The 12,761-nt window shown below is 57.6% G+C and carries 14 protein-coding genes, 1 pseudogene and 1 other annotated feature; of the genes and pseudogenes, 12 read left to right on the forward strand and 3 right to left on the reverse strand.

The window, feature by feature from the left end:
- Nucleotides 1-135 precede the first annotated feature (135 nt).
- Nucleotides 136-756 (reverse strand): L-threonylcarbamoyladenylate synthase, encoded by a 621-nt coding sequence (locus tag SOM40_RS13035; protein ID WP_106993163.1) that lies wholly within the window; start codon nt 754-756, stop codon nt 136-138.
- Nucleotides 753-1,634, reverse strand: coding sequence for an RNase RNM (rnm, locus tag SOM40_RS13040; RefSeq protein ID WP_320530103.1), 882 nt, complete (start codon nt 1,632-1,634; stop codon nt 753-755). The genes SOM40_RS13035 and rnm overlap by 4 nt, the downstream gene beginning before the upstream one ends.
- Nucleotides 1,635-1,772: 138 nt before the next feature.
- Here rnm and trpL point away from each other — a divergent pair, with 138 nt between their 5' ends.
- The 9 genes from trpL to SOM40_RS13085 all read left to right on the forward strand — a co-directional run bounded on the left by trpL (nt 1,773) and on the right by SOM40_RS13085 (nt 10,405).
- Nucleotides 1,773-1,817, forward strand: coding sequence for a trp operon leader peptide (trpL, locus tag SOM40_RS13045; protein ID WP_106993556.1), 45 nt, complete (start codon nt 1,773-1,775; stop codon nt 1,815-1,817).
- Nucleotides 1,794-1,888 (forward strand) — a sequence feature (Trp leader region). (Overlaps the previous gene by 24 nt.)
- Before the next feature lie 24 nt (nt 1,889-1,912).
- Complete coding sequence (locus SOM40_RS13050; RefSeq protein WP_320530104.1) at nt 1,913-3,475, forward strand: anthranilate synthase component 1; 1,563 nt, start codon at nt 1,913-1,915, stop codon at nt 3,473-3,475.
- A complete protein-coding gene (gene trpD, locus SOM40_RS13055) occupies nt 3,475-5,070 on the forward strand; it encodes a bifunctional anthranilate synthase glutamate amidotransferase component TrpG/anthranilate phosphoribosyltransferase TrpD (protein ID WP_320530105.1) in 1,596 nt (531 codons plus the stop codon). Before SOM40_RS13050 ends, trpD begins: the two co-directional genes overlap by 1 nt.
- 3 nt (nt 5,071-5,073) lie before the next feature.
- Nucleotides 5,074-6,432, forward strand: coding sequence for a bifunctional indole-3-glycerol-phosphate synthase TrpC/phosphoribosylanthranilate isomerase TrpF (gene trpCF, locus SOM40_RS13060; RefSeq protein WP_261645310.1), 1,359 nt, complete (start codon nt 5,074-5,076; stop codon nt 6,430-6,432).
- Between the two features lie 10 nt (nt 6,433-6,442).
- A complete protein-coding gene (gene trpB / locus SOM40_RS13065; protein ID WP_106993168.1) occupies nt 6,443-7,636 on the forward strand; it encodes a tryptophan synthase subunit beta in 1,194 nt (397 codons plus the stop codon).
- A complete protein-coding gene (trpA, locus tag SOM40_RS13070; protein ID WP_312995832.1) occupies nt 7,636-8,445 on the forward strand; it encodes a tryptophan synthase subunit alpha in 810 nt (269 codons plus the stop codon). The genes trpB and trpA overlap by 1 nt, the downstream gene beginning before the upstream one ends.
- A 156-nt stretch (nt 8,446-8,601) precedes the next feature.
- Complete coding sequence (gene yedE / locus SOM40_RS13075; RefSeq protein WP_320530106.1) at nt 8,602-9,813, forward strand: selenium metabolism membrane protein YedE/FdhT; 1,212 nt, start codon at nt 8,602-8,604, stop codon at nt 9,811-9,813.
- A complete protein-coding gene (gene yedF, locus SOM40_RS13080; RefSeq protein ID WP_039030671.1) occupies nt 9,810-10,043 on the forward strand; it encodes a sulfurtransferase-like selenium metabolism protein YedF in 234 nt (77 codons plus the stop codon). Before yedE ends, yedF begins: the two co-directional genes overlap by 4 nt.
- A gap of 89 nt (nt 10,044-10,132) precedes the next feature.
- Nucleotides 10,133-10,405: an ElaB/YgaM/YqjD family protein gene (locus SOM40_RS13085; RefSeq protein ID WP_103179906.1), complete on the forward strand. Its 273-nt coding sequence runs from the start codon at nt 10,133-10,135 to the stop codon at nt 10,403-10,405.
- A gap of 30 nt (nt 10,406-10,435) precedes the next feature.
- Here the strand turns inward: SOM40_RS13085 and ompW are convergent, their stop codons facing one another.
- Nucleotides 10,436-11,068 (reverse strand): outer membrane protein OmpW, encoded by a 633-nt coding sequence (gene ompW / locus SOM40_RS13090; RefSeq protein ID WP_166182701.1) that lies wholly within the window; start codon nt 11,066-11,068, stop codon nt 10,436-10,438.
- A 225-nt stretch (nt 11,069-11,293) separates the two neighbouring features.
- Here ompW and SOM40_RS13095 point away from each other — a divergent pair.
- From SOM40_RS13095 to SOM40_RS13105, 3 genes and pseudogenes are all read left to right on the forward strand, one after another.
- Nucleotides 11,294-11,383: pseudogene (locus SOM40_RS13095) on the forward strand (YkgJ family cysteine cluster protein); the annotation flags it as partial.
- A 25-nt stretch (nt 11,384-11,408) separates the two neighbouring features.
- A complete protein-coding gene (locus SOM40_RS13100; protein ID WP_106993172.1) occupies nt 11,409-12,152 on the forward strand; it encodes a YciC family protein in 744 nt (247 codons plus the stop codon).
- Nucleotides 12,153-12,208: 56 nt separating this feature from the next.
- A complete protein-coding gene (locus SOM40_RS13105) occupies nt 12,209-12,748 on the forward strand; it encodes a septation protein A (protein WP_106993173.1) in 540 nt (179 codons plus the stop codon).
- Nucleotides 12,749-12,761 lie beyond the last annotated feature (13 nt).

Below are 12,761 nucleotides of genomic sequence, written 5' to 3' on the forward strand. Positions count from 1 at the left end.
GTGTCATTCCGGACACTGGCTCATTTTCAGAGAATAACAAGACATTAAACGTGCGAAAAAATAAGAGAGGTGTTAATAACAGGGCCATAGTAGCGAAAATTTTATGCTAATAAGATGGCCCCGTAATAGAGGAATTTACAGGAAAGGTTTAACGTCCCCTACCCCTTCACGCAGTACTACCGGGGCATCTTCCGTTAAATCAACGACCGTTGTCGGTTGCTGGCCGAGGTAACCGCCGTGAATAACCAAATCCACCTGTTTCTCCAGACGATCTTTGATCTCATCCGGATCGGATTCGGTGAAGTCGCTGCCTGGCAGCATCAGTGAGGTCGAAAGCATCGGCTCACCCAACGTCTCGAGCAGCGCCTGGGCAATCGGGTTCGCTGGCACGCGCATCCCGATAGTTTTGCGTTTTTCCTGCAGCAGGCGACGCGGCACCTCTTTTGTCCCTTTGAGGATAAAGGTGTAGTTGCCCGGGGTGTTATTTTTGATCAACCGAAACGCCACGTTATCCACGTAGGAGTAGGTCGACAGCTCCGACAGATCGCGGCACATCAGGGTAAAGTTGTGCCCGTTCGGGATGTGGCGGATCCGGCAAATGCGCTCCATGGCGCTTTTGTCTTCGATTTTACAACCCAGCGCGTAACCCGAATCGGTTGGGTAGACGATAACGCCGCCCTTACGCACGATCTCCACGGCCTGATTAATCAAACGCGGCTGCGGATTGTCAGGATGGATATAAAAAAATTGGCTCATACTTCCCTCTCTTCAATTGGCGTTGGCTGCTCCCAGAGTTGCCACACTGGCTCGACGCCACCGGGTAACCAGAGCTTGCGTCCCAGCTCGATCCACGGGCAAGGCTGATGGAAATCAGAGCCCTGGGAGCCAAGGAGGCCGTACTGGCGGGCATACTCAGCCAGTCGACTGCGCTCGTTGGGCGCCTGCTGACACTGCGCGACTTCCATCGCGTCTCCGCCGTGTTCGGCAAAGTACGCCAGCAGACGTTTCAGCCATTTGGCAGAGAGGTTATACCGCCCGGGATGGGCAAGCACCGCCTTTCCGCCAGAATGATGAATGACATCAATAGCTTGTTCTATTGTACACCACTGGGGAGGAACGTATCCGGTTTTCCCCCGTGCGAGATATTTTTTAAACACATCCGCAATGTTATTCGCCTTCCCGGCCTCAACCAGAAAACGGGCAAAGTGTGCCCGGGTTACCGCGCCGCCTTTGGCCAGACGCAGCGCCCCTTCCCAGGCGCCGGGGATGTGGGCTTTATCCAGCCGCTCGGCGATCAGTTCTGCCCGCAGAATGCGACGCGCCTTCTGCTGGTCCAGGAACGCACGCAGGGTCGGGTTCTCAATGTCGATGTTCAGCCCGACGATATGGATCTCATGGTTTTCCCAGACGGTGGAAATTTCCACGCCTGCTATGAGTGTAAGCGGCAATTCACTGCGGGCAATTTCCGCCCGCGCGGCCGCAATGGCCTCGGTGGTATCGTGATCGGTGATCGCCAACGTGCCGACGCGCATCTCATGGGCGCGATGGACGAGTTCTTCGGGCGTAAGCAGGCCGTCAGAGGCCTGAGTGTGGCTGTGTAAATCGTAAATCACTGCGTAATTCGTGTCGCTCAAAGCGGCTCCCGTCACTCATCTTCAATATCTGCGCCGCTATAATAACGTTATGTGGTGAAATTCTGAAATCGGGGGGTTGACATTACGCCATCGAACTAGTTAACTAGTACGCAAGTTCACTCAACGAGGTATCTGAAAATGACCGCACATTTCACTCTGCATGGCTGGTGGCGCACTTCCTGATAATCGGGCAGTGTCGTACGTCTGCGTCATGCAAACAGATACCTGGCCCGCCACTGAGCGGGCTTTTTTATGAACAGAATAAAGAGAACAACAACATGCAAACAGCCAAACCGACCCTTGAACTGCTGACCCGTGAGGCGGCGTATCGCCACAACCCAACCGCCCTGTTCCATCAGGTCTGCGGCGCGCGCCCTGCCACGTTACTGCTCGAGTCTGCGGATATCGACAGTAAGGACGATCTGAAAAGCCTGCTGCTGGTTGACAGCGCGCTGCGCATCACCGCCCTGGGCGACACCGTCACCCTGCAGGCGCTCTCCGAAAACGGCGCAGCGCTGCTCTGTTTGTTGGACGGCGTGCTGCCAGCAGGCATCGAGAATGAACATCGCCCGGACCAACGCATCCTGCACTTCCCGCCGGTGAGCCAGTTGCTGGACGAAGATGCCCGCCTCTGCTCGCTGTCGGTGTTTGATGCCTTCCGTCTGCTGCAGGGGCTGGTGAACGTGCCGGAACATGAGCGCGAAGCGATGTTCTTCGGCGGGCTGTTTGCTTATGACCTGGTTGCCGGATTTGAGGAGCTGCCGGAGCTTGAACAGGGCAACCGCTGCCCGGACTACTGCTTCTACTTGGCGGAAACCTTACTGGTGATCGACCACCAGAAAAAATACACCCGCATTCAGGCCAGCCTGTTTACGCCATTACTGGCGGAGAAACAGCGACTGGAGCAGCGCATTGCCCAGCTGCAGGAGCAGATGAATGAAGCGCCACCGGCGTTGCCGGTGCAACGGGTGGAGCAGATGCGTTGTGATGTCAGCCAGACGGACGATGAGTTTGGCGTGGTGGTGCGTCAGATGCAGAAAGCGATTCGCGCTGGCGAGATTTTCCAGGTAGTGCCGTCCCGTCGCTTCTCCCTGCCATGCCCGTCCCCGCTGGCAGCCTACGACGTGCTGAAGAAGAGCAACCCCAGCCCGTACATGTTCTTTATGCAGGATAACGATTTCACGCTGTTCGGCGCCTCGCCGGAGAGCTCCCTGAAGTACGACGCCACCAGCCGTCAGATTGAAATCTATCCGATTGCCGGAACCCGCCCGCGCGGCCGCCGCGCCGACGGTTCTCTGGATCGCGATCTCGACAGCCGCATTGAGCTGGAGATGCGTACCGACCAGAAAGAGATGTCCGAGCACCTGATGCTGGTGGACCTGGCGCGTAACGACCTGGCGCGCATCTGTACCCCAGGCAGCCGTTACGTGGCCGATTTGACCAAAGTTGACCGTTACTCCTTCGTGATGCACCTGGTCTCCCGCGTGGTGGGCGAACTGCGTCAGGATCTCGATGTGCTGCACGCCTACCGGGCCTGCATGAACATGGGCACCCTGAGCGGCGCGCCGAAAGTCCGCGCCATGCAGCTTATCGCCCAGGCTGAAGGTCGACGTCGCGGCAGCTACGGCGGTGCAGTGGGTTACTTCACGGCACATGGCGATCTCGATACCTGCATCGTGATCCGCTCTGCTTACGTTGAAGAAGGGATCGCTACTGTCCAGGCGGGCGCAGGCATTGTGCTCGACTCGGTTCCGCAGTCTGAAGCTGACGAAACCCGCAATAAGGCCCGCGCGGTACTGCGCGCCATTGCGACTGCCCATCACGCACAGGAGATTTTCTGATGGCTGACATTCTGCTGCTCGATAATATCGACTCATTTACCTACAACCTGGCGGATCAGCTGCGTGCAAACGGTCACAACGTGGTGATTTACCGTAACCATGTCCCGGCCCAGACCTTAATCGACCGTCTGGCCACCATGCAAAACCCGGTGCTGATGCTCTCCCCGGGGCCAGGCGCACCGAGCGAAGCGGGCTGTATGCCGGAGCTGTTAACCCGCATGCGCGGCAAGCTGCCGATCATCGGCATCTGTCTCGGCCACCAGGCGATTGTCGAGGCCTACGGCGGTTACGTCGGTCAGGCCGGTGAGATCCTGCACGGCAAAGCTTCCAGCATTGAACATGACGGCCAGGCGATGTTTGCCGGGCTGATGAACCCGCTGCCGGTGGCGCGCTATCACTCGCTGGTGGGCAGCAATATCCCGGCGGGCCTGACCATCAACGCCCACTACAACGGGATGGTGATGGCGGTGCGTCATGATGCAGACCGGGTGTGCGGCATGCAGTTCCACCCGGAATCCATTCTGACCTCGCAAGGCGCACGCCTGCTGGAGCAGACCCTGAACTGGGCGCTGCAGAAGCTGGAGCAGACCAACAGCCTGCAGCCGATTCTGGAAAAACTCTATCAGGCGCAGACCCTGAGCCAGCAGGAGAGCCACCAGCTATTCTCCGCCGTGGTGCGTGGTGAGCTGAAGCCCGAGCAGCTGGCCGCCGCGCTGGTGAGCATGAAAGTGCGCGGTGAGCAGCCGCAGGAGATCGCCGGTGCCGCCACCGCCCTGCTGGAAAACGCCGCCCCGTTCCCGCGTCCGGACTACCTGTTTGCGGACATCGTCGGTACCGGCGGCGACGGCAGCAACAGTATCAACATCTCCACCGCCAGTGCCTTTGTGGCGGCGGCCTGCGGGATGAAGGTGGCAAAACACGGGAACCGCAGCGTCTCCAGCCGTTCAGGATCGTCGGATCTGCTGGCCGCCTTCGGCATCAATCTGGACATGAACGCCGAGAAGTCCCGCGATGCGCTGGACGAGCTGGGCGTCTGCTTCCTGTTCGCGCCTAAGTATCACACCGGATTCCGACACGCGATGCCGGTGCGCCAGCAGCTGAAAACCCGCACCCTGTTTAACGTGCTGGGCCCGCTGATCAACCCGGCCCATCCGCCGTTAGCGCTGATTGGCGTCTACAGCCCGGAGCTGGTGCTGCCGATTGCCGAAACCCTGCGCGTGCTCGGATATCAGCGCGCCGCGGTGGTGCACAGCGGCGGGATGGATGAAGTCTCCCTGCATGCGCCGACTCTGGTGGCAGAGCTGGATAACGGTGAAATCAAAAGCTATCAGCTTGAAGCCGCGGACTTTGGCTTGACGCCATATCACCAGGAGCAGCTGGCAGGCGGCACCCCGGAAGAAAACCGTGACATTCTGACGCGCCTGTTACAAGGTAAAGGTGAGCCTGCGCATGAGGCCGCTGTGGCCGCTAACGTCGCCATGCTGATGCGTCTGCACGGCGACGAAGATCTCCATAAAAACGCGCAAAAAGTGATGGACGTGTTGCGCTCTGGCGCAGCCTACGATCGAGTGACCGCACTTGCGGCAAGAGGGTAAACAATGCAGACCGTATTAGCGAAAATCGTTGCCGATAAGGCCATCTGGGTTGAAGCGCGTAAAGAGCAGCAGCCGCTCGCCAGTTTCCAGAATGAGGTGGTACCGAGCAGCCGTCGTTTTTATGATGCCCTGCGGGGCGCGCGCACCGCGTTTATCCTGGAGTGCAAAAAAGCCTCCCCGTCGAAAGGGGTGATCCGCGACGATTTTGACCCGGCCCAGATCGCCGCCATCTACAAGCACCACGCTTCGGCTATTTCGGTGCTGACCGATGAGAAGTACTTCCAGGGCAGATTTGATTTTCTGCCGATCGTCAGCGGGATCGCTCCGCAGCCGATTTTGTGCAAAGACTTTATTATCGACCCGTATCAAATCTGGCTGGCGCGCTTTTATCAGGCCGATGCCTGCCTGCTGATGCTCTCGGTGCTGGACGACGAGCAGTACCGCCAGCTCGCCGCGGTAGCGCACAGCCTGAACATGGGCGTGCTGACCGAAGTGAGCAACGAAGAGGAGCTGGAGCGCGCCATCGCCCTGGAGGCGAAAGTGGTCGGTATTAATAACCGCGACCTGCGCGATCTCTCCATCGACCTCAACCGCACCCGTCAACTGGCGCCGCGTCTGGGCGCAGGCGTGACGGTGATCAGCGAGTCCGGCATCAACAGTTATGCTCAGGTTCGCGAGTTGAGCCACTTCGCCAACGGCTTCCTGATTGGATCCGCCATGATGGAACAGGCCGATCTCAGCGCGGCGGTGCGTCGCGTTCTGCTGGGTGAGAACAAAGTGTGTGGCCTGACGCGTCCTCAGGATGCCGCCGCGGCCCATGAAGCGGGCGCGATTTACGGCGGGCTGATTTTTGTTGAGTCCTCCCCGCGCAACGTCAGCGAAACCCAGGCGCGCGAAGTGATTGCCGCCGCCCCACTGCAGTACGTGGGCGTGTTCCGCAATGCCACTCTTGAAAAGGTGGTTGCCACGGCAGAGGCGCTTTCTCTCGCCGCCGTTCAGCTGCACGGCAGTGAAGATCAGGCCTATATCGATGCCCTGCGCGCCGCGCTGAACCCGCAGGTGCAAATCTGGAAAGCGCTGAGCGTGACCGGTACCCTGCCGCCGCGCACGCTGCACCATGTCGATAAATATGTTCTGGATAACGGCCAGGGCGGAACCGGGCAGCGTTTTGACTGGTCGCTGCTCAATGGTGAGAAGCTGGACAACGTCCTGCTCGCCGGGGGTTTAGGCCCGGATAACTGCGTTGAAGCCGCTAAAGCGGGCTGCGCAGGTCTCGATTTCAATTCAGGCGTTGAGTCGCAGCCGGGCATCAAAGATGCCAGCAAGCTGGCTTCGGTGTTCAAAACGCTGCGTGCATATTAAGGAAGAGAAGATGACCACATTATTAAACCCTTACTTTGGCGAATTCGGCGGCATGTATGTGCCGCAGATCCTGATGCCCGCCCTGCGCCAGCTGGAAGAGGCGTTCGTGAGCGCGCAAAAAGATCCGCTCTTCCAGGCTGAGTTTACCGACCTGCTGAAAAACTATGCCGGTCGTCCGACGGCCCTGACCAAATGTCGCAACCTGACCGAGGGCACCAACACCACGCTCTATCTGAAGCGTGAAGATCTGCTCCACGGCGGCGCGCATAAAACCAACCAGGTACTGGGTCAGGCGCTGCTGGCAAAACGGATGGGTAAAACCGAAATCATCGCCGAAACCGGTGCCGGTCAGCACGGCGTGGCGTCGGCGCTGGCCAGCGCCCTGCTGGGCCTGAAATGCCGCATCTACATGGGGGCAAAAGACGTTGAACGTCAGTCGCCGAACGTGTTCCGTATGCGTCTGATGGGCGCGGAAGTGATCCCGGTATACAGCGGCTCGGCCACCCTGAAAGATGCCTGTAACGAGGCCCTGCGCGACTGGTCCGGTAACTATGAAAATGCCCACTATATGTTGGGTACCGCCGCGGGCCCGCACCCGTTCCCGACCATCGTGCGTGAATTCCAGCGCATGATCGGCGAAGAGACCAAAGCGCAGATCCTCGAAAAAGAGGGTCGCCTGCCGGATGCGGTTATCGCCTGCGTAGGTGGCGGCTCTAACGCCATCGGCATGTTTGCTGACTTCATCGACGACGCCAACGTGGGGCTGATTGGCGTGGAACCTGCCGGTCACGGGATTGAAACCGGTGAACACGGTGCACCGCTGAAGCATGGCCGCGTCGGCATCTACTTCGGCATGAAGGCGCCGATGATGCAGACCGACGAAGGGCAGATTGAGGAGTCGTACTCCATCTCTGCCGGGCTGGACTTCCCGTCCGTCGGGCCGCAGCACGCACACCTGAACAGCATCGGTCGCGCTGAATACGTATCGATCACCGATGACGAAGCGCTGGAAGCCTTCAAAACCCTGTGCCGTAAAGAGGGGATCATTCCGGCGCTGGAGTCCTCCCACGCCCTGGCGCATGCCCTGAAAATGATCAAAGACAACCCGGAAAAAGAGCAGCTGCTGGTGGTGAACCTTTCCGGTCGCGGCGATAAAGACATCTTCACCGTTCACGATATTCTGAAAGCACGAGGGGAAATTTGATGGAACGTTACGATAACGTGTTTGCTGAGCTGAAAGCCCGCAAGGAAGGCGCTTTTGTTCCCTTCGTTACCCTGGGGGATCCCTCTCCTGAGCAGTCGCTGAAAATTATCGACACCCTGATCGAAGCGGGCGCCGATGCGCTGGAGCTGGGCATTCCCTTCTCTGACCCACTGGCCGACGGCCCGACCATCCAGGCCGCCACCCTGCGCGCCTTTGCCGCGGGCGTGACCCCGACGCAGTGCTTCGAAATGCTGGCCACCATCCGCCAGAAATACCCGACCATTCCCATCGGGCTGCTGATGTACGCCAACCTGGTGTTTAACCGCGGCATCGACGAGTTCTACGCGGAGTGCGCCCGCGTGGGGGTGGATTCAGTGCTGGTGGCCGATGTACCAGTAGAGGAGTCGGCGCCGTTCCGCCAGGCGGCGATGCGTTATAACGTCGCGCCGATCTTTATCTGTCCGCCGAACGCCGACGACGAACTGCTGCGCCAGATCGCCTCTCATGGTCGCGGCTATACCTACCTGCTGTCGCGCGCCGGTGTAACGGGGGCTGAGAACAAAGCTGCGCTGCCGCTGCATCATCTGGTAGAGAAACTGGCGGAGTACCATGCCGCTCCGCCGCTGCAGGGCTTTGGTATCTCCGCGCCGGAGCAGGTCTCTGCCGCGCTGGGTGCCGGTGCTGCCGGGGCGATTTCCGGTTCGGCAATCGTGAAAATTATCGAGAACAACGTCGATAAGCCTGAGCAGATGCTGAGCGAGCTGAAAACGTTTGCCAGTGCCATGAAAGCGGCAACCCGTCCGCAGTAATGAAATCGCCGTCTGGTTTTACCAGACGGCTTTCCATATAAATTGATCCCTTCGAGCTTTAGCGCATTTAACGCTTTTCAAACCCGATTCCCGGCGTATTATCCCCTCGTCTTTTAAGGCTTCCTCCTTAATCCTTCTGAGTTCAGAGGTTTATCTATGTCGTGGCAACATTTTAAACAGGCTTATTTAATTAAGTTCTGGTCCCCCGTTCCTGCCGTTATTGCTGCAGGGATCCTCTCCACTTACTACTTCGGCATCACCGGCACCTTCTGGGCCGTCACCGGCGAATTCACCCGCTGGGGCGGGCAGCTGCTGCAGCTGGCGGGCGTTCACACCGAAGAGTGGGGCTACTTCAAACTGATCCACCTTGAAGGTACCCCGCTCACCCGTATCGACGGCATGATGATCATTGGCATGTTCGGCGGCTGTTTTGCTGCCGCGCTGTGGGCCAACAATGTCAAACTGCGTATGCCGCACAGCCGGATCCGCATCGCCCAGGCAGTGGTCGGCGGCATTATCGCCGGGTTCGGCGCACGTCTGGCGATGGGCTGTAACCTGGCCGCCTTCTTTACCGGGATCCCCCAGTTCTCCCTGCACGCCTGGTTCTTTGCCCTGGCCACCGCCGTAGGCTCGTACTTTGGCGCTCGCTTTACGCTGCTGCCCCTGTTCCGTATTCCGATCAAAATGCAAAAGGTGAGCGCCGCTTCGCCGTTAACGCAAAAGCCGGATCAGGCGCGCCGCCGCTTTCGTCTGGGGATGCTGGTCTTCTTCGGCATGCTGGCCTGGGCGCTCTGTACCACGCTGGATCAGCCCAAACTCGGGCTGGCGATGCTGTTCGGCGTCGGCTTTGGCCTGCTGATTGAGCGGGCGCAGATCTGCTTTACCTCGGCCTTTCGCGATATGTGGATCACCGGGCGCACGATGATGGCCAAAGCGATCATCGCCGGGATGGCGGTGAGTGCTATCGGCATTTTCAGCTACGTCCAGCTGGGTGTGGCACCTAAGATCATGTGGGCAGGCCCGAACGCCATTATCGGCGGGCTGTTGTTTGGCTTCGGGATTGTGCTGGCCGGCGGGTGCGAGACGGGCTGGATGTACCGCGCGGTGGAAGGTCAGGTCCACTACTGGTGGGTCGGTCTGGGTAACGTGATTGGCTCCACCCTGCTGGCCTTTTACTGGGATGATTTCGCACCGGCGCTGGCGACCAACTGGGACAAGGTCAATCTTCTCACCACCTTTGGTCCACTGGGTGGGTTGCTGGTGACCTACCTTTTGCTGTTGATCGCCTTTTTACTGGTGCTGGCGCAGGAGAAACGCTTCTTTCGTCGCGCTGCCGTGAAAACTGAAATTCGTGAGGAAGCCGTATGAAAGAGATTGTTCCCGACTATCGCCTCGATATGGTGGGCGAACCTTGCCCTTACCCTGCCGTGGCTACCCTTGAAGCGATGCCGCAGCTGAAGAAAGGCGAGATCCTGGAGGTGGTCAGCGACTGTCCGCAATCCATCAACAATATTCCGCTGGACGCCAAAAACCACGGTTATACGGTGCTGGATATTCAGCAGGATGGACCGACTATCCGCTATCTTATCCAGAAATAATGACAGCGTAGCGCCAGGTATTAATCCCATTTTCTTCAGGATATCTCTATTGGGTCTATGCTTTACATTGACTACAAAAGGAGAACGTTATGTCAGACCAAAATCTTGATAATGATGCACAATACGCAGGTGAAAAAGCGAAGAACAAACTGGATGAATTCGCCGGTGCTGCCCAGCAGCAGTTTGGCGAGGCCGTTGATTCGCCTAAACATCAGTTGAAGGGTGCCGGGCGCAAATATGCTGCACAGGCCAGCGACGTGGTGACTGATGTGACCGATGCCGTTAAAAATAACCCGCTGACCGGCCTTATTGCCGCAGGTGCGGTGGGTATTGTCCTCGGCCTGTTACTGGGTCGTAAATAGTAAAAAAGGCCCTTCGGGGCCTTTTTACTTTCAGAAACGGTATCCCGCCGAGAACATAAACACCCACGGATCCAGACGGGTGCTGATATTTTGCTGTTGATCCCCCGCCTTAAAGCGCACCTCGGTGTCGATATCCATGTACCAGACTGACATGTTAATCAGCCAGTCACGGTTGATAAGGTAATCCAGCCCCGCCTGCCCCGCTACGCCCCATGAATCTTTCAGACTCAGGTCGGAAAGGCCCGCCTCTTTACCGGTATCGTTAAACTTCTCATCAAAGAAGGTGGTGTAGTTGACCCCGGCACCAATATAGGGGCGAAGCTTGCTACCGGCGTCGCCGAAATACCACTGGGCCATCAGGGTGGGTGGCAGATGATGAACCGTGGCGATGTCCCCGGTCGGGCCCGTCCCTACCTTGTGACGAAACGGCGTGGCCGCCAGCAGTTCAACGCCGACGTTGTCGGTGGCCATCCAGGTAAAGGTCATCCCGGCCTGGGTATTGTTACTGACGTTAAATCCGCCCAACCCCAGCACATTGTCCGAACCTTCCGTGGGACGAACCGTGGCGGTTCCCAGGCGGAAAAAGAACTCGCCTGCTTCGTGGGCCACGGCGCCACCGGAAAACGTGCTCAGAATCAATGCTGCAACCACTGCTTTTTTCATATCCATTCCCTCGTTATGGTTTTATTGAGGAACGGAATATACCCACAAATGATTAATAAGTGATCCAACAGAGATCACACTAGATTCAGCAATTTAACATTCATTGATCTAAATTAATTTTTTTAACCCTACGCAAAAATTGGTAGTGGCTATCTGGATCAATTTTGCCGTTTCGGGCAAACCCTGCGCAGCGGCATAACCACCGCGCAAAATTACAGCGATGCATTACGGGCGCTTTACAAAGATATGCTTTTCCATACAAGGCTTGATACTGCCACCAGGCAGTTATCCAGGGTACAATTGCCCGCTAATTAACATCTGCAATACTCAAGGAGAGTGCATGTCTATCACGGCGAAGTCTGTCTACCGTGACACGGGGAATTTCTTCCGCAATCAGTTCGTTACTTTTTTACTGATCGCCTTGTTGTGCGCATTAATCACGGTGGTACTTGGTCATGCCTTTTCGCCGAGTGAGGAGCAGATAGCCAGCCTGAGTGAAGGCGATCCCGTCACCAGCAGCGTCGGGCTGTTTGAGATGGTGCAAAATATGTCCCCGGAGCAGCAGCAGATCCTGTTGCGAGCCTCTGCGGCGACCACCTTTTCCGGATTGATTGGCAATGCCATTCTGGCGGGTGGCGTACTGTTAATGATCCAACTGGTCTCGGCCGGGCAACGCGTCAGCGCCCTGCGGGCGATTGGCGCCAGCGCGCCACTGCTGCCGAAACTGTTTATCCTGATCTTTTTGACCACCATGCTGGTGCAATTAGGGATTATGCTGGTCGTGGTGCCGGGCGTGCTGTTAGCGATTGTGCTCGCCTTCGCGCCGATTATGGTGGTGCAGGACAGAATGGGCATTTTTGTCGCCATGCGTAGCAGCATTCGGCTGGCATGGTCTAATATGCGTCTGGTTGCCCCGGCGGTGATGAGCTGGCTGCTGGCTAAAACTCTGCTGCTGCTGTTTGCCCCGAACCTGGCCGTCCTGACCCCGAACGTCGGTGCCGTGGTGGCGAATACGGTGAGCAACCTGATCTCAGCGGTCTTGCTGGTCTATTTGTTCCGCCTGTATACGTTAATTCGCCAGTAATTTTTCTGATGGTCCGGGCACCACGCCCGGGTCGTCGCAGATGATGGAATCGAAGAATGAAGCAGTTTCTTGATTTTTTACCCCTGGTTGTCTTTTTTGCCTTCTACAAACTGTATGACATCTACGCGGCCACCACCGCCCTGATCGTCGCTACCGCGGTGGTGCTGATCTACAGCTGGGTGCGCTACCGTAAGGTCGAAAAAATGGCCTTGATCACCTTCGTGCTGGTGGCCTTTTTCGGTGGCCTGACCGTCTTTTTCCATAACGATGAGTTCATCAAGTGGAAAGTGACCGTTATCTACGTGCTGTTTGCCGGTGCCCTGCTGTTCAGCCAGTGGGTAATGAAAAAGCCGCTTATTCAGCGCATGCTGGGCAAAGAGCTGGCCCTGCCGCAGAGCGTCTGGTCGCGCCTGAACGTTGCCTGGGCGGTGTTCTTTATTCTCTGTGGCCTGGCGAATATCTATATCGCTTTCTGGCTGCCGCAGAATATCTGGGTCAACTTCAAAGTGTTTGGTCTGACTGCCTTAACGCTGATTTTCACCCTGCTGAGCGGGATCTACATCTACCGCCACATGCCGCAGGACGACAAGCAGTAATCTCCCCCGCCAG

Origin of the sequence: Leclercia sp. CFBP8987, from assembly GCF_034044995.2 — a bacterium.
In the GTDB taxonomy this organism is placed as follows: domain Bacteria; phylum Pseudomonadota; class Gammaproteobacteria; order Enterobacterales; family Enterobacteriaceae; genus Enterobacter; species Enterobacter tamurae.